Here is a 22,281-nt window from a genome sequence, read left to right on the forward strand (position 1 = left end):
AAATATTTGATACATGAATCATAACTTTTCAAACATCCTCTTAGAGGTCATTTATAAAGTCAATTTTAAATTGCCAAATGTGTTGTGTAGGTTGGGTATAACGAATTGACACCTAATAATTTGATGAAATGTTGGGTTTCGTTCCTCAACCCAACCTACAGTCTTGTTTAAATTAACATATTTTTATACAAAAATTATTATATAGCTTTTCCTAGTTTGTTGAGGTACAAATTTATCAGCGTCCATCCGCGTTCGTCTGCGGTTAATTATTTCTTGCGATCTCTCACAAATGGGGAAATCGCTATATAGTAATAAATTCTTGCAAGCGTTGCCAAACATCTTCTAATAAATTAGGACTCTCGGCATCAAACCATTGAATCTCAGGATATGCTCTAAACCAAGTCCGTTGACGTTTGGCAAATTGCCGTGTATGTAAAACGGTGAGTTCTTTAGCTTTTTCTAAAGAAATTTCTCCAGCTAAATATTGCTTGATTTCTTGATATCCCAAAGTATTGAGTAAAGCTAAATCGGTACCGTACTTTTGGCAAAGAAACTCTACCTCAGCGACCAAACCATCCGCAATCATCTTTTCAGTACGCCGTGCAATGCGGTTTGTTAGTTGTGCGGGATCGCAATCTAAACCAATTTGCAGAATGGGATAATCTGGAGGGTTTTCACCTTGCTGCTCGGAAATTGGACGACCAGTCACATAAAATACCTCTAATGCTCTTAAAGTCCGCACCGGATCCTTAGGATGAATTTTTTCTGTAGCTATCGGGTCAATTTGTTGCAACATGGCGTACAATTGCCTTTGACCTAACGATTCGAGTTGCGATCGCAGTTCTTTATGGGGTGCTACTCTAGGAATTTTCATTCCCCGCGTTATTGATTTAATGTATAGCCCTGTACCTCCAACTAAGAGGAGGGGGGGATGGGTAGACAAGGTAGACAAGGTAGACAAGGTAGACAAGGTAGAATTGTCCCCCTTATCCCCCTTATCCCCTTGTCCCAAAATTGGGGGAAAAGAGATAAGTGCTTGTGCTTGCTCTTGATAATCAGCAACTGTCAGAATGTCTGTGGGGTTGCAGATATCGATTAAGTAATGAGGTACCAATTTTTGTTCATCTGTTGTAGGCTTAGCTGTACCAATATCAAACTCCCTGTACACCTGACGGGAATCTGCACTGAGAATGATACTACCCAGTCGCAACGCCAAAGCCAATGCTAATCCTGACTTACCTGTTGCTGTTGCGCCACAAATCACAATTAATTTAGTCATTGGTTAATGGTTAGTTGTTAGTTGTTAGTTGTTTAAAAGTACCACTAACTACTAACCACTAACCACTAACTACTAACCACTAACTGATAGGGTACATCCCCATATTAAATTTGTCTTCAGGTTGCCCTAAAGTCGTCATTAAGGCTTTTGTGTTAGAATTTTGGAGTGTTTTTAACTTTTTCGCCTTTGGGCGAGTTTTTCACCCCCACTAATCAGGAGAATTTTCATGACGAGCAGTTACAGTGCCGCTCAGATTCAAGTTCTGGAAGGTCTGGAACCCGTCCGCAAACGACCGGGAATGTATATAGGGACTACCGGGCCGCGAGGACTCCACCATCTAGTTTATGAAGTTGTGGACAACTCTATAGATGAAGCGTTGGCGGGTCACTGCACTCATGTGGAGGTGGATCTTAATGCCGATGGTTCAGTGACAGTTGTGGATGATGGACGGGGTATTCCTACTGATATTCACCCGCAAACAGGAAAATCAGCTTTAGAAACTGTCTTAACTGTACTACATGCCGGTGGTAAATTTGGCAGTGGCGGTTATAAAGTTTCTGGGGGTTTGCACGGTGTTGGTGTGTCCGTGGTCAACGCCTTGTCTGAATGGGTAGAAGTGACAGTTTGGCGAGATAAGAAGGTTCACAACCAACGCTACGAACGGGGTGTTCCGGTTACAGACTTGGTAGCAAAATCATCTAAGGAGAACCGAACTGGAACTGCTGTTAATTTTAAACCAGATAGCGAAATTTTTACGACTACCACTGAGTTTGATTACACCACTTTATCAAGCCGCTTGCGCGAACTGGCATATTTGAATGCAGGCGTCAAAATTACATTTACTGATAACCGTCTAGAACTCCTAAAAAGCGACCAACCTAAAGTAGAAACTTACGAATACAAGGGGGGGATTCGAGAGTACATTGCCTACATGAACAGGGATAAGCAGCCACTGCATGAGGAAATTATTTACGTGCAGGGCGAACGCAATAACGTTCAAGTAGAAGTTGCTTTGCAGTGGTGTACGGATGCTTATACGGACAATGTCCTCGGTTTTGCCAATAATATTCGGACGGTAGACGGCGGTACTCACCTCGAAGGATTAAAGGCAGTCCTGACTCGGACTCTCAATGCGATCGCCCGCAAGCGCAACAAAATCAAAGAAAACGAACCCAATCTCAGTGGAGAACACGTCCGTGAAGGTTTGACAGGCGTGATTTCCGTCAAAGTTCCAGATCCTGAATTTGAAGGACAAACCAAAACCAAGTTAGGCAACACCGAAGTTCGGGGAATTGTAGATTCTTTGGTAGGAGAAGCTCTCACCGAGTACCTGGAATTTCGTCCCAGTATCGCCGATTCCATCTTAGACAAAGCCATCCAAGCTTTCAAAGCTGCAGAAGCCGCCCGCCACGCACGGGAACTTGTGCGCCGCAAATCGGTGCTGGAGTCTTCCCCATTACCTGGAAAATTGGCAGACTGCAGTACCAGAGACCCGAAAGAGTCGGAAATCTTTATCGTGGAAGGAGATAGCGCTGGCGGGTGCTGGGATGGAGATACACTCGTAGCACTAGCTGATGGGCGATCCCTAAGTTTCAAAGACATTGTGGCTGAGCAAGCGATGGGGAAAGAGCATTTTTGCTACACCATACGTCATGATGGTAATGTTGGTATAGAACGTATCATTCACCCCCGAATGACAAAGGCAAATGCTGAAGTCATCAAGGTGACGTTAGGTAATGGGGAAATTCTTATTTGTACGCCAGATCACCCCTTTATGTTACGGGATGGTACTTACAAGCCAGCTGCCTCTCTAACTCCTGAAGATTCTCTAATGCCTCTTCATCGTAAGCTTTCAAAGAAGAGTCAACCAGGCAGTGGAGGACTAGATGGTTATGAGATGGTTTGGAATCCACTGCTCGAGCGCTGGATTTACACCCATCTTTTATCAGATTGGTATAACTTGCGGCATGATGTCTATAAGTCTACAGATGGTAGCCACCGTCATCATATTGACTTCAACAAACTCAATAATAACCCAACAAACCTTCAAAGGCTCTCCCCTCAAGAACACATAGCAATACACCAAGCTAATGCTAAGCTTGGTGTACAGCGACCAGACTCAATTGAAAAAAGCCGTAAAACTCGTCAAAGCAAGGAATTCCGTGCCAAGATGAGCTTGAGAATGCAGCAGGGTCAAACGCGGCAAATTCTTTCACAGCAAGCGAGAGTACAATGGCAAGACCAAGCTTACAAAGCTTACATGGTTAGTAAGTGGCGCGAGTACTACAATACCAACGATACCTATCGCCAACAAAATACCGAACAGCTTAACAAAGCGCAGCAAGATTATTGGAGCGATGAAGCAAACCGTACATCTCAAGCTGAACGGGTTCGCAATTATTATGCCAATCATCCCCAAGCACGTACAGCTAATTCTCTCTTGGCAAAGCAACAATGGCAGGATGAGGAGTTGTTGAACTGGCGGCGGGAAAAGACTCAAGAACAATGGACACCAGAGTTTCGCGCAAAGCGTAAGGCACCTTTGGAACAAACTTACTATCGCAAAACCCTTGCTGCTCTTAAGCAAATCGAAGTTGAGCAAGGCAAGTTGGATTTGGATATATATCAAAGTTACCGCTTGCAAACAAAAGATAAGTCTTTACTACGGTTTGATAAGTTTTGCGATCGCTACTTTGATGGTAACCAATCTCTTGCCACTGAAGCAGTTACCAACTACAACCACCGTGTTGTTTCCATCGAAAGCTTAGAAGAAAGGGTGGACGTTTATGACATAGAAGTTCCCCATACCCACAACTTTGCTTTAGCCAGTGGTGTATTCGTCCATAACAGTGCCAAGCAAGGACGCGATCGCCGCTTCCAAGCAATTCTTCCCCTACGTGGTAAAATCCTCAACATTGAGAAAACCGACGACTCCAAAATCTACAAAAACACGGAAATTCAATCGCTGATTACAGCACTTGGTCTGGGAGTTAAAGGTGAGGAATTTGATGCGTCCCAACTTCGCTATCACCGAATAGTCATTATGAGCGTGGCTGGGGATGAACCAACTCTGGTAATGGATAATACAGGGCGTACAGAATTTGTTTCCATTGGGCGTTTGATTGATGATTGTGTAGAAGGGCGTCGCACTGTTGACCAATACCAAGTTATCTCCTTCGACCAAGTAACCCATGCTACCCGTTTCCGACCTCTCAAAGCTGTGATTCGTCACGGTCATGAGGAGCCGATGTACAAGATACGAACCCTTTACAACCGCTCGGTCAAGGTAACATCTTCCCACAGTGTGTTTGTTTATGAAGATGGACAAGTACGGTTAAAGAAAGGTAACGAGGTCAAGACAGGTGATATTTTAGTTGCCAGTCGCCGCTTACCCCGTCCTCAAGATTGCCCCACCCGCATCGACTTACTTGACACCTTCTACCGTGCGGAATTAACTAAAGGGCTGTACGTTAAAGGAGAAGATGTCCGTCGAGTAGCAGCTTCACGGGTTTTAGCAAAAGTAGAGCGCAGCGACTTGTTGAGCGAACCTCGAATTGCAGTGGAAACTAAAGATTGGCAGCGCCTAATCGTAGCGCGTCAGCAATCTGGAAAAAGTCAAATGCAGGTAGCAAGTGCCTGTGGAGTCAAGCAGCCAATTACTATCAGTCACTGGGAACGCGGTATCAACAAACCCATTTTGTCCCAATTCCTCAGTTATTTGGATGCAATTAATTGGGATGATACGGTTGTCTACGAGCAACTGCCTTCCAAACTTGATGAATGGCTAGCTCAAGATGATACAAGCAAGAATGCCCGTTGGCGCAAGGTAAGTTGCTATAAGCCATTAGATGAATTTACATCTAGTGAAGTGGCTCAGCTCGGTGATGATGTACAGATTGTCTCACAAGCACACGGTGAAAAAGCATTTGCGCGTTACTTACCCATTACTCGCGAGTTAATGTGGTTTTTGGGCTGGTATGTTGCTGAAGGGACATTGAGCAAACATCAAGTTAGCCTTAACTTGGGTAAAAAGGACGAGCAGTTCATACCAGAAATCAAAGCTGCTGTTGAAGCAGTCTTTGGTGAAACACCACGCCAGTATAACGATCCCAACAGTGATGGTATTAAGCTCTACTTCCACAGTGTAGCTGCAGCTAAATTGCTGCGAGCATGGAATGTAGCTGAGCTAGCACACCAAAAGAAATTGCCAGATATTTTGTTTAGTGTGTCTGAAGAACTGCAACTCGCTTTTTTGGAAAGTTATTTCCTGGGTGATGGTACGACAGTAGGTAAACATCTATCGTTTACGACAAACTCCGTTCAGCTTAAGGATGGTTTGTTATACCTATTAGGGCAACTTGGCATAATTGCTGCGAACTCTTATCATCAGCCATCACAAAACCCAGATGCGCTCATTCAAACAAGGCATCCTTACTACAGCATTACCATTTGTGGTAAAGAACAAATTGCTAAATGCCGTCCGATTTGGCAGCGACACGCAAATGCTCACAAACTGGAGGTGTTACTAGCAAGTGCTGTTCGTAAGGCTCAAGACTACGTGCATATCAGTGATGATTTGATGGGATTGCGCGTTATTCGTGCTGAGGAAATTGAAGCAGTAGGTGAGTACGTTTACGACTTCTCAGTTCAAGATGATGAAAACTTTGTCTGTGGAACTGGTGGTTTGTGCGCGCATAACACGGACGCTGACGTAGATGGCGCTCATATCCGTACACTGTTGTTAACTTTCTTCTATCGGTATCAGAGAGCGTTGATCGAGCAGGGTTACGTCTACATTGCTTGTCCTCCTCTCTTTAAGGTGGAAAGAGGTAAAAATCACAGGTATCTTTACAGCGATCGCGAATTGCACGAATATATAGCTACTTTTCCCGAAAACGCGAACTACACCATCCAACGCTTTAAGGGGTTGGGTGAAATGATGCCTCAACAACTTTGGGATACCACTATGGACCCCGCACAACGTACCCTCAAACAAGTGGAAATTGAAGATGCTGCTGAAGCCGATCGCATTTTCACAATTTTGATGGGCGATCGTGTAGCCCCCCGTCGAGAATTCATTGAAACCTACGGTTCTAAACTGAACCTAACGGATTTAGATATCTAAAACAGGTCAAAGTAGAGACGCGCCATGGCGCGTCTTTATATATTATGGGGACTCGGCAAAAATTTTTAACAAAGGTAGGGCTAAAGCCCGATCTACAAAGATCGGTCATTTGAACGGTGGGCTTTAGCCCTACCTACTTGACTCTCTGTGGCGGAGCCACCGGATCGAGGGGTGTCGTGAGGTACCAGAACGAGGGGGTGGGATTTATACTCTGAGCAAAGATTTTGACAGTAAAGATTTTTAAAGATTTCGCTTAAACTTTTTAATTTTTTTAATTTTTTTTATAAAAAAAACTTATTAATTTCCCTCCTCAGACAGAGTTATTTCTTTTTTAAAAGGTATTAAAAATTACAGTACCTAAAGAAAATATATGTAAATTGTAATCATATGATTGTCATCTCTTTATAATTGCTGGTATGCACCCTCAAACAAGAGGCTTATTGTCTGGGAAATACTGAGAATGAAATACGTAGCGTTATTTGTAGGCTACCATGTTTCTGAAGTTGCACCACTGTCTAGATGAGATTGGAAATTATTTAAGCATAGAAAGTTACCTGTACTGACTTTCTAACCTAAGGGTGACTACGACTAGCATCAAGGTTAACCTGTTAAATATATTTCTCCAAGGCGTGTTTTCAACTTGAGTATATTTTGTATTGAACCTATGCACTAATGTGTTAAATCGGTTAATATCGATATTCTCAACTGTCAAATCCTTTTTAAATTGATTAGAATATCGTTGTATACAATAAGAACAGTTTGTCAAGATTCAAAGGATGGAAATTTCAGCAGTACGCTAACCTTGGAGAAAGACCATTTGAGTTAAGTCTGGATTCCTTAAAGTGTCGAGCTGATTCTGCCCAAGCCCTAACTCCCTAGTTAAGACAGCAAGCAGAGCCAGGTTGAGTTAATTTCACAAAGCACCACGACTGCTATTCACTTATGAAATGCCTGTTAGAAGAAAACGCAAAACCTCCCTAAGTAACGTTAAGACGACAAACTTTTGGGCGAGTGAGTGTTCTTTAAAGATTTTGCAATAACTTATGAAGGAAATGTAAAAATGGACGTGAGTGTCTTTCTAGTGTAAGAAAGTGTGCGAAGGCACTATTTCTAAGTAATTACTGTTTTGCTTAATACTTTGAACTAGAGATGAGCACCTGTACCTATAAACTTTCACCCAAGAAAGTTTTGAAGAAAATTCAGAAATATGGGTACCGTTTTGAATTTCTTTTTGCTAGAACAGCCTTGAACCCATTTAAATAACTTCATGGTTACACTACAAAAAGAGTGCATTTTCTGTGAAACAGGCTACAATCGGTACAGTCTTTACAAAAGAATCCCCCAACAGTCATATTCATTTGTATGTACTAGTAAATTTTTTTAGCAAGACAGGTCTTTTTTAGACGAACCGGTCAACTGTTGTGTTGCAAAACAACATATGCAGTCGGGACTTAAAAAATATGTTGACCTTCAGGAGAACTGCCCCCTCTGGGCAAAAAGCTCATTTGAAAGGCGCATAAAATTCTGAGAAATAGAGTGGCAAAATTGCCAAAAACCCTCTAGTGTGTTGGCTAATTAGCTAACTACAAAGAGCGGTAAACGTAATCTTGAGTAATTGATTCTGCAAGGAGCATGAGGAACGCGGCATGAACCAGGCTAATAACGTACTCGAACAAATAGCATATCAGCCTGACGAACTAGAAATCGAGATGAATCAGCCTGAACTCGAGTTGGAAGAACTCTTGATAGATGATGAAGAGGACTTGCTGATTGGCGATGACGGCGAACTTGATGAATTTTTAGAACCTCAGTCTGATGAGGACGACGCAAAGTCTGGGAAAGCCGCTAAATCGCGTCGTCGGTCTCAAACTAAGAAAAAGCATTATACCGAGGATTCGATTCGCCTTTACTTGCAAGAAATAGGACGAATTCGCCTATTACGCGCAGACGAAGAAATTGAACTGGCACGGAAAATTGCCGATCTGTTGGAATTAGAGCGGATACGCGAAAAACTTTCACAACAGTTGGCTCGCGAACCTTACGACAGTGAATGGGCAGAAGCGGTACAATTACCACTGCCACAATTCCGCTACCGACTGCATATTGGTCGTAGAGCGAAAGACAAAATGGTGCAATCCAACCTGCGTCTTGTAGTTTCAATTGCGAAGAAATACATGAATCGGGGTTTGTCTTTCCAAGATTTGATTCAAGAAGGCAGTCTCGGTTTGATTCGCGCTGCAGAAAAATTTGACCACGAAAAAGGTTATAAGTTCTCTACTTACGCAACATGGTGGATTCGTCAGGCAATTACAAGAGCGATCGCCGATCAATCCCGGACGATCCGTCTGCCAGTTCACCTTTATGAAACCATCTCTCGTATCAAAAAAACAACTAAGCTGCTTTCTCAAGAAATGGGTCGCAAACCCACAGAGGAAGAAATTGCTACGAGAATGGAAATGACTATCGAAAAACTGCGGTTTATCGCCAAGTCTGCTCAGTTACCAATTTCACTAGAAACACCAATCGGAAAAGAAGAAGATTCTCGATTGGGCGATTTTATCGAATCTGATGGCGAAACTCCTGAAGATCAAGTCTCCAAGAATCTGCTGAGAGAGGATTTGGAAAAAGTTCTTGATAGTCTCAGCCCTCGCGAACGAGATGTTCTCAGATTGCGCTACGGCTTAGATGATGGTCGCATGAAGACTCTAGAAGAAATTGGACAAATCTTTAATGTCACTCGCGAACGAATTCGCCAAATTGAAGCGAAAGCACTTCGCAAGTTACGCCACCCAAATCGCAACAGCGTTCTAAAAGAGTACATCCGCTAGAAATTTTTTCTCGTCGTTCTCGTTCCCAGGCTCCGCCTGGGAATGCCTATTTCAAGGCTCTGCCTTAAAAATTGGCAAAGGCGGTGAAATTTTTTCATTAAGACTGCCTCCAATACTCCTCGGATAAGGAAATTGTAGGTTGGGTAAATTCATGGGAAAATCTCATAAATGTCTGTCAATGTTGGGTTTCGTTCCTCAACCCAACCTACGTATTTTCGGATTTTTCGGCTTAACCGTAAGAGCAAAATAAGAAACCCGATTTCTTTTTGAAACCGGGTTTCTTGTGCTTTATTTGGAAAATTCAAAAACAAAAATCTAATTCAGTATTATAGAATGCCCCAGAAATGGAGGAAGCCTTGACCAGAAAACAATTCAATCAAAGCGGCTGCTAAGAAACCAATCATTGCCAAACGACCGTTCCAAACTTCTGCTTGAGGAGTGAAACCCCAGCGCCAAGCGTTGCGATCGTCGATTACTGGAGTAGTAGCTCTTGTTGTGTCTTGCATCGTTGGTACCTTACTTCTTTAACAGAATGTTACCTTATGTAAACAAGTATAATAAATTTTTTGAAGAAATGTCAGACTTTTTTACATTTTTTGTATTTATTTGACTTATGTATCAATGAGTTAGTGGTTGGTGGTTAGTAGTTAGTAGCTCCTAACCACCAACCACTAACCACCAACCACTAACCACTAACAACAACTAATGCAGTGGGACTACTGTAATAACTTTTTCATCTCGGTTAAGTTGAAGCACTTTATCGCCCTTGCTATCTCTACCTGAGGTCGCTACCGTTTCTACTGCAAGGCGAACCACTCGCTGCTGATTGGTTATTAACATGACCTCGGAAGACGCGATCGCTTTTACCATTGCTGCGAGTGTATCAGTTTTGTCAGCAAATTTAAAGATTTGAGTGCCAATGTCTCCACGGTTTGCAGGTCGCAACCCATTGCTAGATAAGCATTTAGCATACCCTGACTGAGTAACAAGTAATAAATTTTCCTCTGTCTCACAAGTCACACATCCCACCATGCTTTCCCGTTGACGCAGGCGCAAACTTTGCAAACCCATAGCTGTACGACCCATGATTGAGAGTTGTTCGTCATTGACCACAAACCTTAAAACTCGCCCTCCGGAACTGGCGACAAACACGTGTTTCCCTGTCGTAGCAAATTGGGTAAACAACAATTCATCATCATCCTTTAGCTTCAAAACCGTAATGCCGCGACGAGAGAGGTTCGTCAATTCTGTCAGGGACAGACGTTTGATTCGTCCTTGCTTGGTCAGAAGAATTATCTCATTACCATCTGGGTTTTCTGGCAGTACAAAGCGGTTAATAACAGTTTCTTGAGAACCTTGAGCGGTACTTGATAGTAAGGTAATCAGCGGTGTTCCCCGTGCAGAACGTCCGTTGGTGGGAGGAATATCGCCTACCTTAACCGGGTAAACCTTCCCACCACTCGAAACTGCAAGCAGTTCTTTTTCCGTGTCAGTAGAAACGGTTTGGATAATAAAGTCATTATCCGATGTACCATTTTCAGCTTTTGACTTTTTAGCTGAAGGCTGAAGACGACGTACATATCCCCGGTGGCTAAACTCCAACACCACATCTTCTGCTAGGACTGCCAATTTTGGACTCGTTTCCATCCCGTCTGAGACTGCGGGTATGGATTTTTCCTGCGCTCCCTTGCTCTTATGCTCAGAAGCTTTTCTACCCCCCTGGTTTCCCTCTGTTGGCACTAAGATTTTGGTACGACGAGCATCACCGTACTTGCGCTTAAGGGTACGCAGGTCTTTTTTGAGTGACTTTAACAACTCTTTGCGATCGCTAAGCAATCTCCTCAATAACTGAATTTGCTCGCTGAGTTGTTCGTACTCCTTTTGTAAATTTTGCTGTTCCAAACCTGTTAAGCGTCGCATTGGCATCGACAAAAGTGCATCTGCTTGTACCTCACTCAAACTCAGTTGCTGAACCAAGTTTATTTTTGCCGTAGTTCCATCAGCTGCACTTCTCAAAATCTCAATGACTTCATCTAAATGGGAGAGAGCTTTGAGTAAACCTTCCACCAAGTGTTGCCGGCTTTCTGCCTTAACCAACTCATAGCTGTAGAGACGGCTGAGCGTTTGTTCTCGAAAGTTCAAAAACTCTTGCAACAGTTGACGCAAACTCAACTGGCGGGGTTGTCCGTTAACCAACGCCAGGAGAATTGCTCCAAAGTTGCTTTGCAGCGCTGTTTGGTGATACAAGTGCTGGAGAATTTCTTGAGGGTTGGTATCGCGTTTGAGTTCAATGACCACGCGTATGCCCTCGCGATCGCTCTCATCTCGGATGTCAGCAATTCCTTGCAAGCGACCCTGATTGACGAGTTCTGCAACCTTTTCAATCCAACCGGCTTTATTCACTTGATAGGGCAATTCCGTCACAACGATTGCCGTGCGCCGCTTAGTTCCTTTGCTACCAGGAACTTCCTCAATCTGGGCAACTCCTCGCAGTACGATACTCCCTTTACCCGTGGTATATGCCTCGCGAATTCCGGTATTTCCCACAATTTCGCCCCCTGTGGGGAAATCCGGTCCTGGAATCAGCGCGAACAGTTTTTCATCAGATAGACTGGGATCGTCAATTAACGCAATCAATCCATCAACAACTTCACCTAAGTTGTGGGGTGGAACGTTTGTTGCCATACCCACAGCAATCCCAGAACTACCATTGAGTATCAGGAATGGTAACTGTGCTGGCAATACAGTTGGTTCTTGCTGAGAGTTATCAAAATTTCCTATAAAATCTACTGTTTCATCTCCAATTTCCGCCAACATACCTTCGTGGCTAATTGGCGCGAGACGCGTTTCTGTATAACGCATCGCGGCTGGAGGGTCATTATCCACACTACCGAAATTGCCGTGTCCTGCTAGTAAGGGGTAGCGACTGGAAAAGTCTTGTATCAGTCTTACTAGGGCATCGTAAACTGCCTGATCTCCGTGGGGATGGTATTTACCCAATACATCTCCCACCACACGGGCACACTTACGATACGGTCGGTCAGGGACAAGACCTAATTCGTGCATCGCATATAGAATGCGTCGGTGAACTGGTTTTAAGCCATCTCGCACGTCCGGCAACGCCCGCCCAACTATGACACTCATGGCATATTCTAGATATGACCTTTGCATCTCAGTATGCAAGGCTGTGGTAATGACCTGTCCCTCCGGAAGGAGGTTTAACTGTTTCGCCATGAGTTTTGTTTCCCTAAAATTTCAACTACACAAAATTTGCCATTAATAAAGACTGCAGCAACCACAGCATAACGGATGAACTGCTCTTCATTACAAAATCTTGATAGTCATACAATAGAAAGCAGTAGTATTATCCTTGTTGACGACGATTTATTATTCATTATTTCCACGGTCGGCAACACTCGTAGTTTTTACTTGGTGGTAATCCCCCTGATAACTCTTGTGTGCCTTTAGTTAAGATGAGCTATCTGAATGTCAAATTCTCATGAAAACTGTTTTGATTGTCGAAGACGATTTAATTAATGCTCGCGTTTTTTCTAAAATTTTGACCAAGCGTGGCGGCTTGGACGTAAAACATACTGAAAACGTGGACGAAGTAATGAAATTTGCCCAAGGAGGGGAAGTTGACATTATTTTGATGGATGTTTCTCTGTCACGAAGTGTTTATCAAGGTAAATCCGTGGATGGGATCAAAATCACACAAATGTTGAAATCCGATCCACAAACAGCTTCTTTACCTATTATTCTCGTGACAGCACACGCAATGGAGGGCGATCGCGAGAATTTTCTAAAAGCTAGCGGTGCAGATGGTTATATCTCCAAACCTGTTGTCGATCACCAACAGTTTGTTGACCAAATCATAGCACTGCTACCTAAGAGCGATAACTAAGCCGACTTTTTCGAGAGGAACCACTTATGGAATCCACTCTTGTTGTAAGTTGCACCCTGAGAACTTTAATGGTAATGTTCTTGGCTTAAGAACACAAGTCTGGAATGGGGAATAGGGAATAGGGAATAGGGAATAGGTAAGAAACAATGCCCAATTCCCAATGCCCCATGCCCCATGCCCATTCCTCCTCGTATTTAATATATATGTACTACTATAAGGCACATAGAGCAAGTATTTTTGGGGAGTAGGGGAGCCAGCGCCTTGCTCTGGTTACCACCAGTTAAAGCAAGTGGCGTGCGACTGGCGTAGTGGGGATAATAATTTACCATAAAACACGCCACTCCCTATTCACCATATATCCGAATCGCTTTCATTGTGAAGGCTGCTGTTGTGGCAGCTTAGTTGGAGATTGAGAGCCAGATACATCTTGTTGCAGAGCAGCTTGAATGCTAGGTAATTCCAAAAATTTCTTTGTATCAGATAGTAAGCGATCGCCCCAAAGGTTTTGTTTGAGAAAATCGACATCAGCGTAGCGATCGTCAATGCGGAGTGCAGCTTGCCCCATAGTCACCCCTTGTTTTTGGTCACCTTTAGTGTACAGTGCCACAGCCAGAGCTAACAAAGGTTCAGCCGCCTGCTTATCAATAGCAACAGCACTTTGCCATTGTGCGATCGCGCCTTGGACGTCACCTTGCTCGTACATAATTAATCCGATGTTGTTAATAGCAGGCCAGAATTTTTTGTCAAAGGAAACTGCTTTTCTAAACTGGCTGACTGCATCTGGAAATTTACCCAGCATAAAGTAAGCATTACCCAAATCAAAGAAACCCTCTGGATCGTTGGGTTTGAGCGCCAATCCCTTTTGATAGTAGTTCGCAGCTTCCTGGTACTTTTGCTGTTGAAAATGAGCCGAACCCAGAGCAAATTGAACATCCCCGTTCTTGGGATTGAGCGTTTCTGCTTTTTTCAGAGCAGAAATTGCTGTATTGACATCCTTTGTTTGTAAATACAAGCCACCTAAGAGAAACCAGACTTTATCATTGTTGGGAGCAAGTTGCGATGCCAACCGCGCTCTTGGTAAAGCCAGTTCAAATTGTTGGAACTGAGCGAGTTGAGCCGCTTCCTTTGCCAAACCCAAACCTTGCTGTTCTAATTTGGCTGCATCCAGTTGCAGCGTATGAGGTACCAATGCTTGTGCAGTTCCTGGTTGCGGTATGCTGCACAAACCACAGATAATCAGAAGAGAAATTAAACCAATTCGTTTAGGCACACTACCGCCCCTTAGGCAAAAATTAGAGAATCTGTCAGCTAGCTTAAACGATTTCCCCTAGAGACGGCAGCAAAATTTTACCTTCATTCAGATTTTATCCCCTCTCGTTCCTCTCGTTCCCAGCCTCAGGCTGGGAATGCCTTACAGGAGGCTCCGCCTGGGAATGCCTTACGGGAGGCTCCGCCTCCTATGCTCTACCTAGAGTGCGAGGCAGAGCCTTGCACTCTGCATTCCCAGGCAGCAGCCCAGGAACGAGGTAGTAGAAAGTTTCGACTATTTCCCTATTGTTGAAATAAATGCTGAAGATTCGACAAACAGCATCAATCTTGACTGTATGGTTAGCAGACTATAGTTATTTTAAATCTGGCAGCAGTGTCTTTTGGTCGCCCTTCTTTCTACAAAAAACTAAAAATGACACTTGATACATCAAAACCAGTAAAACCTTCAGATTTATTACGAGAAAAACTACTCAAGAAACAAAGCATCACTCATTGGCTCCCTTGGCTACTCATCCCTTTTCTTTTAAGTGGAATGAGCTATATCGTTTATCGCCAATTGGTGATTGTTCCCCATCAAGAAGCGATTGGGAGGATTTTAACTGTTCCCGTAGAGAGGCAAAGCCTACCCATTGCAGTTTCTGCAAATGGAACTATTCAACCAGAAAGAGCAATTAATATTAGTCCAAAAAATGCAGGTGTACTAAAAACATTACTCGTAAAGGAGGGAGATACTGTCAAAAAAGGGCAAGCGATCGCTTACATGGATGGCTCCAACCTTCAAGGACAACTCATGCAAGCACGAGGACAATTAGCACAAGCGGAAGCGAATTTGCAAAAATTGATTGCAGGTAACCGTCCTGAAGAAATCGCTCAAGCAAAAGCTCAACTCGATGAGGCATTAGCAAATTTACAAAAAGTTATTGTCGGTCACCGCACTCAAGAAATTGCTCAAGCGGAAGCACGCTTAAAAAGTGCCAGAGCTATTTTGAGAAAAGCAGAAGATGATTTTCGTCGCCATAAAAATTTGTATGATGCTGGTGCGATTTCCCTTCTGACTTTAAACCAAAAACGTGCAGATCGAGATAGCGCCCAAGCTCAAGTTATGGAAGTACAGCAAGCACTGGTATTGCAAAAAGAAGGGTCACGTCAAGAAGATATCGAACAAGCATGGGCTGTTGCTAGGCAAAGAAAGCATGCCCTGACACTGTTAGAAGCAGGAGCACGCAAAGAAGACATTGATGCAGCACGCGCTCAAGTGATTTCTGCTCGCGGTTCATTACAAAATGTTCAAACACAAATCAATGACACTATCATTCGTGTCCCTTTTGATGGCGTTGTCACTAAAAAGTTTGCCGAGCCTGGATCTGTTGTGACTCCCACAACTTCAGCAAGTTCTGTTTCTTCCGCACTATCTTCTTCTATCTTGTCTCTCGCTTCTACAAATCAGGTTGTCACAAATGTTGCTGAAACAAACATTGCTAAGATACGCCTCGGTCAGAAAGTCACGATTACAGCAGATGCTTATCCCGGAAAAACTTTTAAGGGTCAAGTCAGCCAAATTGCTACCCAAGCAACTGTAGAGCAGAACGTCACGAGTTTTGAAGTCAAAGTTACAATTATGTCTGACTCAGAAAAGCTGCTAAAATCTGGAATGAATGTGGAAGCACAGTTCCAAGTCGATCGCTTGAAAGATGCCTTAGTTGTTCCCACTGCATCAGTTGTGCGTCGAGAAAATTTAACGGGCGTGTTAGTGCTAGGTAATGATAATATGCCCGTGTTCGTACCTGTTGAAATTGGCGTTACAGTGGAAAACTTGACTGAAATCCGGTCTGGTTTGAAAGGAAATGAGAAGGTATTGCTCAGTCTTCCAAAAGGATTTTAGATTTTGGATTTTGGATTTTGGATTTTGGATTTTTGATTTTGGATTTTAGATTTTGGATTTTGGATTTTGGATTTATAACCAACAAGAGGAATTATGGCAATTTGGTATCATAAATACCTTTCATCAATAATTTCATAATACATAATTTCTTAAAGTTATACCAAGTTGAAAAAAAGAATATGACACATAGTTGAGTAAAATTCATTCCACGAAAACTTTCTCAATCCAAAATCTAAAATCCAAAATCCAAAATCCAAAATCCAAAATGGTATGATTTCAGGTTACCGTAACGTAGCAATTGTAGAAATTTTTTCAATAGCAGTAGAGGCATTATGGAGCAATAAATTACGCACGGGATTGACTATGCTGGGCGTAATTATTGGGATATCTTCAGTAATTTCTATTACTTCTGTTGGTCAAGGTGTGCAAAAGGGAGTTGAAAAGGAAATACAAGCCTTAGGTACAAATATTTTGCAAGTTTTTGCTGGTGCTGCTAGAAACGGAAATATCAGTCAGGGACAGGGGTCTGCAAGCACTTTGACATGGGAGGATGCTAAGGCGATCGCAAAGCAAGCTCCTTCGGTGGCGGCTGTTTCTGCTTACTTGCAATGGACAGCACAGGTGGTTTATAAAGGACAAAATACTTCAACAACAGTCTACGGTACGGATTTAAATTATCCAGAATTAAGAAATACGTATCCCCAACAAGGAAGATTTTTTAATCAAGAGGAACTGGAGACGGCGAGACAAGTTGTTGTTTTAGGACCAACAGTTCAAAAAATTCTTTTTAAAGAAGGTGTCAAGGTTATAGGTGAAAGAATCCGAATTCAAGGAGATGCTTATAAGGTGATAGGGGTTATGGAAGCTAAGGGCGCTCTCGGACCAATGGATCGAGATGACCAAGTTTATATTCCCTTAAGCAGTATGTCAGCAAGATTGGTTGGTAGAAATGCTTTATCGAGTGTGTCTGTTGATGGGATTTTGATAAAAGCTAGCGATCGCGAAATGTTAGATGCAGCCCAGTTTCAAGTTACCAATCTTTTGCGTTTGCGCCACAATATTCGTTCACCACAAGCTGATGATTTTAAAATTACCAGCCAAGCAGATATTATTAATACTTTTAGCAGTATCGTGGGTTTGTGTACGGTTATGGTAGTAGCGATCGCCAGTATTTCGTTAATAGTAGGAGGAATTGGGATTGCTAATATTATGCTGGTTTCTGTTGTGGAAAGAACGAGAGAAATTGGGGTTCGCAAAGCTGTAGGGGCTACCTATTCGGTCATTCTTAAGCAATTTTTAACAGAAGCGATCGTGATTTCTACCATAGGAGGTTGCATCGGTACGGTCACTGGCATTTGTCTTGCAGCTTTAGCAGCCGTCGTGTTTGGGTTTCCATTTATCGTTGCACCTTGGTCAGTTATCGTTGGTTTTGGGCTTTCGTTTGTGGTGGGGCTATTGGCTGGGGTTATGCCCGCACGCAATGCAGCAAAATTAGACCCCATCGTTGCTTTAAGAAGTGATTAAATGCTTGGGTTTCTGTTTTTTGAACGCTCGTGTTACCCAACGTAAGCGTTCATCCGAACATGATATTACTTAATATAGTTAGAAGCGGTGACAACATAGTTTAAGTTGATGGAGTCAGCTGTGCGAACTCTTAAATTACCATCCGGACAATCTATTCCAGTCCTTGGGATGGGTACCTGGCGGATGGGAGAAAACACCAGACATCGCCAGAGTGAAATCAATGCCCTGCGCCACGGACTTGACCTGGGTTTATCCCTGATTGACACCGCAGAAATGTATGGTGAGGGCGGTGCTGAAGAAGCGATCGCCGAAGCCATTGGAGATCGGCGTTCCGAAGTCTTCTTAGTGAGTAAAGTTTATCCGCATAACGCCTCACAGCAAGGAGCGATCGCCGCCTGCGAACGGAGCTTGAAACGGCTAAAAACTGACTATCTTGACCTTTATTTGCTGCATTGGCGCGGTTCTATTCCACTGACGGAGACGCTAGACGCCTTTGTGAGGCTTCAGCAAGCAGGTAAAATTCGCCGCTACGGCGTCAGCAATTTTGATGTTGAGGATATGGAAGAAGCTAGCCAATTAAGCGGTGGGAGAGCAATTGCTACCAATCAAGTCCTTTATAACCTGATGCGACGGGGGATTGAATGGGATTTGCTACCGTGGTGCAGACAACGAGGTATCCCAATTATGGCGTATTCCCCCATTGAACAAGGTCGTCTGCTGAACAATCGAACGCTACAGTCAATCGCTCAGCAGCGAGGGGTGACGCCGGCTCAAGTGGCGATCGCGTGGCTGTTACATCAAGAAAATGCGATCGTGATTCCAAAATCCAGTCGTATTACCCACGTGGAGCAGAACTACGCCGCTCTGGATCTGAAACTGAGTGTCGAAGAACTGGCTACCCTGGATACCGTCTTCCCTCCGCCAACAAAACCTGTTCCTCTGGAAATGTTGTAACCTGAAGCGAAAAAATGCAACTAAAACTGCGAGCAGGTGCGTACCGCTTGACGCTCAATGTCATCAAGGAACTTCAATCATTTCTTGAATATCACTTAAAACTTTGTTAAAATTGTCAATGAATTATGTATGAATGAATAAATGTGGTTTTATTCTTGAAGATTTTCTAATAATTGTTTTTCCATTGCCGCGACTTTGGCTAGCTGTTGTTCTAAAGCTTGCTTGCGTTGACGTATTCTTTGTAATCGTTCCATCTTAGCTTCATTGCTAAAAAAATGGTCAAAGAAAAAATCTTTTTCTTCTTTTGTTAATCGCCCTATGCAGGGATCTTTATCAATTTCATCAAGTGCTTGAAAAATAGCAATTTGTTCTGAGGTTGGTGTATTGTCGGGAGAATTCATATTATTAATAATTATCTTGTTAATCAAATATTTGTGAATTACGTCGCTGTTGTTGTGTGTTTAGAAATTTCTCCGCTACATTTTCTGTTAGCAGCATTTCTCCTGAACCATCAGTATCTACAAATCCAATTTTGGTATAGATTGGCTTTGCACGCGGAATAGTCAATAACTTGACAACACCATCAAATTGTTTGGATTTACTTTCCTTAACAATTTCCTCAATAAGAGATGTTGCTGCACCTCTTCGAGTTTCTATTTGTGCTTGGTTTATAACGTTCCAAGGTGCGTTACAAATTGATTCGAGTGCTATAGCCGGAACTATTTCTCCTTCATTATATAATTCTACATCCTTAATTGCAGCTATTGCTTGAAGAATTCCTTGCTCATCTATTACGCCTCGAAAATTATCAATTGTGAATCCTTGTTCTAAATCTTTAAGCAATTGGCTTAAAAATTGTATTTTTGATATGCAATCTCCAAAACGAGTATTACGGACATTTTCTCTATTTCCGTTGAAATAGCGATACACATATTCCTCTGCTTTGAATGCCCATTCATCTAAACTAAGAGCAAAATCTACAGATTGCCCGACTACATACGTGAAGATATTCATTGTCCTGGTTCTACCGTTAGCAATGTTAACTCAAAAAATTAATGAATGGAGCAGTAGACAACAGGATGGCAAGTATAAACCTTATTGTCAAAGAGTTCATTATCATTAGAAAAATAAATTGTCAAGTATGCTTAATATTAATTTATAAAAAACATGGTAACATTTAAGCAGTTTCAATTCCGCAAGCGGAAGTCATTAATATGAAACAGAAATAAACACGGATGAGTCAAACGCACTAGAAAAAGTTTCAATTCCGCAAGCGGAAGTCATTAATATGAAACAACTATGACTTCAGCGCGATCGTAGATCTCCTGCCAGTTTCAATTCCGCAAGCGGAAGTCATTAATATGAAACAATATTAAGTTTCAATCCCTAGTAGGGAGTCATTGAGCGTTTCAATTCCGCAAGCGGAAGTCATTAATATGAAACTTTAAAAGCTTTTGACGAACTCGGAGAATTTACGCGGTTTCAATTCCGCAAGCGGAAGTCATTAATATGAAACGTCAGGAAATGGGGTGGTACTCGTGGAGGGTTGGTGGACGTTTCAATTCCGCAAGCGGAAGTCATTAATATGAAACCCAAAGCTGACAAATCAGGTAAAGTAAAAACTTGTAGTTTCAATTCCGCAAGCGGAAGTCATTAATATGAAACCTCTAGCTAAAACCTTATTACAACAAGGTTGTTTCAATTCCGCAAGCGGAAGTCATTAATATGAAACGCATAATATTATTTGAAAATCAATTTACCGTCACGTTTCAATTCCGCAAGCGGAAGTCATTAATATGAAACCATCGGGATTTGGATACTGGTAAAATTATTAAGCGTTTCAATTCCGCAAGCGGAAGTCATTAATATGAAACGTAGAAGCGAAAATCTCTTGAATTTCCACAATTTCGTTTCAATTCCGCAAGCGGAAGTCATTAATATGAAACAGTTGCAAGATCTCGCTGCTAAATACCCCTATGAGTGTTTCAATTCCGCAAGCGGAAGTCATTAATATGAAACAACTACCAAATCCGTCACAGTAAGCGTTCCATCGAAATGTTTCAATTCCGCAAGCGGAAGTCATTAATATGAAACACCAACCTTGCATTCAGGTTTTTTCTTAAAAGGTTTCAATTCCGCAAGCGGAAGTCATTAATATGAAACGTGGAAGGACTTGCACGCTCATAGCGGGGGGATTGCCGTTTCAATTCCGCAAGCGGAAGTCATTAATATGAAACGTTCAACCCTATAGAGATATGGGAGAAATACGAACGTTTCAATTCCGCAAGCGGAAGTCATTAATATGAAACTCCGGAACTATCCGATCTGTTATTCACTCTAGAAGAAAGTTTCAATTCCGCAAGCGGAAGTCATTAATATGAAACTTTGAGGTTTTTGGCGGGATTCTAGAAACAGCATTGCTGTTTCAATTCCGCAAGCGGAAGTCATTAATATGAAACTTTGCCAAAATCTCGAAAAAGGAAGGACGTAAGATGTGCTGTTTCAATTCCGCAAGCGGAAGTCATTAATATGAAACTGGGATGAAGAGGACGAAGGCGAAGAATCTGAATGTTTCAATTCCGCAAGCGGAAGTCATTAATATGAAACCGACCTCTTGTCTCAAGTGCTGGATATCGATGAAATCGTTTCAATTCCGCAAGCGGAAGTCATTAATATGAAACATGTCGTGGCTATCTCCAATAGCGCCGCTAGCTTCTTGTTTCAATTCCGCAAGCGGAAGTCATTAATATGAAACTTGATGTCGATTTCAAGAAATTATTTCCCAGTGTTGTTTCAATTCCGCAAGCGGAAGTCATTAATATGAAACAATCCATCGCTGGAACCAAGAACCCAATCAGTCTCTGTTTCAATTCCGCAAGCGGAAGTCATTAATATGAAACCGCCTTGCGAAAAAATCAAAGCAGTTGGGACGTTGCAGTTTCAATTCCGCAAGCGGAAGTCATTAATATGAAACTCAGTTGGGCTAACGCGTTTTTCAAAGTTAGTCGGCAAGTTTCAATTCCGCAAGCGGAAGTCATTAATATGAAACAGGCTTGTATTTCTACAGTTTTTAATTTATTGTCAAGCTTGTTTCAATTCCGCAAGCGGAAGTCATTAATATGAAACAATTTGGTGCTTAAGACAATAGGCGTCGTGATCGTTTCAATTCCGCAAGCGGAAGTCATTAATATGAAACTTGGGACAACAAACATAATAAATATCATCCCAAAGAAGTTTCAATTCCGCAAGCGGAAGTCATTAATATGAAACTTGCTTTTAATTCTTTTAGTTCAGCCCTAACATTTTCGTTTCAATTCCGCAAGCGGAAGTCATTAATATGAAACCAAGAATTAGCAACGCGAATGGGCGTAGCTTTATCGTTTCAATTCCGCAAGCGGAAGTCATTAATATGAAACTTGATAGGCCTTGTCAAGATATAGACAGAGTCTTAAGGTTAAAATACCCCAAGCGTAAAAAATAAATATCAAACAACATATACAAATACAAAATAATAAT

At 42.4% G+C, this 22,281-nt stretch carries 11 protein-coding genes, 3 pseudogenes and 1 CRISPR repeat array; of the genes and pseudogenes, 8 read left to right on the forward strand and 6 right to left on the reverse strand.

Translation table 11 applies throughout. From position 1 onward, the window contains the following. Positions 1 to 301: 301 nt before the first annotated feature. Positions 302 to 1,279 (reverse strand): tRNA (adenosine(37)-N6)-dimethylallyltransferase MiaA, encoded by a 978-nt coding sequence (gene miaA, locus F7734_RS51620; protein WP_155752038.1) that lies wholly within the window; start codon positions 1,277 to 1,279, stop codon positions 302 to 304. A gap of 226 nt (positions 1,280 to 1,505) precedes the next feature. Between miaA and F7734_RS66505 the strand changes: the two are divergent. The 4 genes and pseudogenes from F7734_RS66505 to rpoD form a co-directional block, all read left to right on the forward strand. Further along, positions 1,506 to 4,328 (forward strand): annotated as a pseudogene (locus F7734_RS66505) (ATP-binding protein); the annotation flags it as partial. A gap of 27 nt (positions 4,329 to 4,355) precedes the next feature. Next, positions 4,356 to 5,972: pseudogene (locus F7734_RS66510) on the forward strand (LAGLIDADG family homing endonuclease); the annotation flags it as partial. A 6-nt stretch (positions 5,973 to 5,978) separates the two neighbouring features. Then, positions 5,979 to 6,404, forward strand: a pseudogene (locus tag F7734_RS66515) (DNA gyrase subunit B); the annotation flags it as partial. 1,646 nt (positions 6,405 to 8,050) lie between these two features. Next, positions 8,051 to 9,232: an RNA polymerase sigma factor RpoD gene (rpoD, locus tag F7734_RS51630; RefSeq protein ID WP_155752040.1), complete on the forward strand. Its 1,182-nt coding sequence runs from the start codon at positions 8,051 to 8,053 to the stop codon at positions 9,230 to 9,232. A gap of 326 nt (positions 9,233 to 9,558) precedes the next feature. On the opposite strand, the gene F7734_RS51635 is transcribed toward rpoD, so the two are convergent. Together F7734_RS51635 and F7734_RS51640 are read right to left on the reverse strand one after the other, a co-directional pair. Next, a complete protein-coding gene (locus tag F7734_RS51635; RefSeq protein ID WP_155752041.1) occupies positions 9,559 to 9,738 on the reverse strand; it encodes a chlorophyll a/b-binding protein in 180 nt (59 codons plus the stop codon). Between the two features lie 196 nt (positions 9,739 to 9,934). After that, positions 9,935 to 12,466 carry a DNA topoisomerase (ATP-hydrolyzing) gene (locus F7734_RS51640; RefSeq protein WP_155752042.1) on the reverse strand — a complete coding sequence of 844 codons (2,532 nt, stop codon included), beginning with the start codon at positions 12,464 to 12,466 and terminating at the stop codon, positions 9,935 to 9,937. 265 nt (positions 12,467 to 12,731) lie between these two features. Between F7734_RS51640 and F7734_RS51645 the strand changes: the two genes are divergently transcribed. Further along, entirely contained in the window at positions 12,732 to 13,136 is a 405-nt protein-coding gene (locus F7734_RS51645) for a response regulator (RefSeq protein WP_017749992.1), read from the forward strand. 370 nt (positions 13,137 to 13,506) lie between these two features. Here F7734_RS51645 and F7734_RS51650 read toward each other — a convergent pair whose 3' ends face one another. After that, entirely contained in the window at positions 13,507 to 14,406 is a 900-nt protein-coding gene (locus F7734_RS51650; RefSeq protein ID WP_166482688.1) for a tetratricopeptide repeat protein, read from the reverse strand. A 411-nt stretch (positions 14,407 to 14,817) separates the two neighbouring features. Here F7734_RS51650 and F7734_RS51655 point away from each other — a divergent pair, with 411 nt between their 5' ends. The 3 genes from F7734_RS51655 to F7734_RS51665 all read left to right on the forward strand — a co-directional run bounded on the left by F7734_RS51655 (position 14,818) and on the right by F7734_RS51665 (position 18,765). Then, positions 14,818 to 16,287 (forward strand): efflux RND transporter periplasmic adaptor subunit, encoded by a 1,470-nt coding sequence (locus F7734_RS51655; protein ID WP_155752043.1) that lies wholly within the window; start codon positions 14,818 to 14,820, stop codon positions 16,285 to 16,287. A gap of 270 nt (positions 16,288 to 16,557) precedes the next feature. Further along, a complete protein-coding gene (locus F7734_RS51660; RefSeq protein ID WP_155752044.1) occupies positions 16,558 to 17,811 on the forward strand; it encodes an ABC transporter permease in 1,254 nt (417 codons plus the stop codon). 108 nt (positions 17,812 to 17,919) lie between these two features. Beyond that, positions 17,920 to 18,765, forward strand: a complete 846-nt coding sequence (locus F7734_RS51665; RefSeq protein WP_155752045.1) for an aldo/keto reductase — start codon at positions 17,920 to 17,922, stop codon at positions 18,763 to 18,765. 149 nt (positions 18,766 to 18,914) lie between these two features. Here the strand turns inward: F7734_RS51665 and F7734_RS51670 are convergent, their stop codons facing one another. Together F7734_RS51670 and F7734_RS51675 are read right to left on the reverse strand one after the other, a co-directional pair. Further along, positions 18,915 to 19,166 (reverse strand): hypothetical protein, encoded by a 252-nt coding sequence (locus tag F7734_RS51670; RefSeq protein WP_155752046.1) that lies wholly within the window; start codon positions 19,164 to 19,166, stop codon positions 18,915 to 18,917. A 19-nt stretch (positions 19,167 to 19,185) separates the two neighbouring features. Beyond that, entirely contained in the window at positions 19,186 to 19,779 is a 594-nt protein-coding gene (locus F7734_RS51675) for a hypothetical protein (protein WP_155752047.1), read from the reverse strand. Between the two features lie 170 nt (positions 19,780 to 19,949). After that, positions 19,950 to 22,255: direct repeats of the CRISPR family, unit length 37 nt; unit sequence GTTTCAATTCCGCAAGCGGAAGTCATTAATATGAAAC. Positions 22,256 to 22,281 lie beyond the last annotated feature (26 nt).

It is taken from the genome of Scytonema sp. UIC 10036 (genome assembly GCF_009725235.1).

Excerpts from the sequence above, each read along its gene's own strand:
- F7734_RS51640 (WP_155752042.1), bottom strand. The coding sequence starts at position 12,466 with ATGGCGAAACAGTTAAACCTCCTTCCGGAGGGACAGGTCATTACCACA.
- F7734_RS51660 (WP_155752044.1), top strand. The coding sequence starts at position 16,558 with ATGATTTCAGGTTACCGTAACGTAGCAATTGTAGAAATTTTTTCAATA.
- F7734_RS51670 (WP_155752046.1), bottom strand. The coding sequence starts at position 19,166 with ATGAATTCTCCCGACAATACACCAACCTCAGAACAAATTGCTATTTTT.
- F7734_RS51675 (WP_155752047.1), bottom strand. The coding sequence starts at position 19,779 with ATGAATATCTTCACGTATGTAGTCGGGCAATCTGTAGATTTTGCTCTT.
- F7734_RS51645 (WP_017749992.1), top strand. The coding sequence starts at position 12,732 with ATGAAAACTGTTTTGATTGTCGAAGACGATTTAATTAATGCTCGCGTT.
- miaA (WP_155752038.1), bottom strand. The coding sequence starts at position 1,279 with ATGACTAAATTAATTGTGATTTGTGGCGCAACAGCAACAGGTAAGTCA.
- F7734_RS51665 (WP_155752045.1), top strand. The coding sequence starts at position 17,920 with ATGGAGTCAGCTGTGCGAACTCTTAAATTACCATCCGGACAATCTATT.
- rpoD (WP_155752040.1), top strand. The coding sequence starts at position 8,051 with ATGAACCAGGCTAATAACGTACTCGAACAAATAGCATATCAGCCTGAC.
- F7734_RS51635 (WP_155752041.1), bottom strand. The coding sequence starts at position 9,738 with ATGCAAGACACAACAAGAGCTACTACTCCAGTAATCGACGATCGCAAC.
- F7734_RS51655 (WP_155752043.1), top strand. The coding sequence starts at position 14,818 with ATGACACTTGATACATCAAAACCAGTAAAACCTTCAGATTTATTACGA.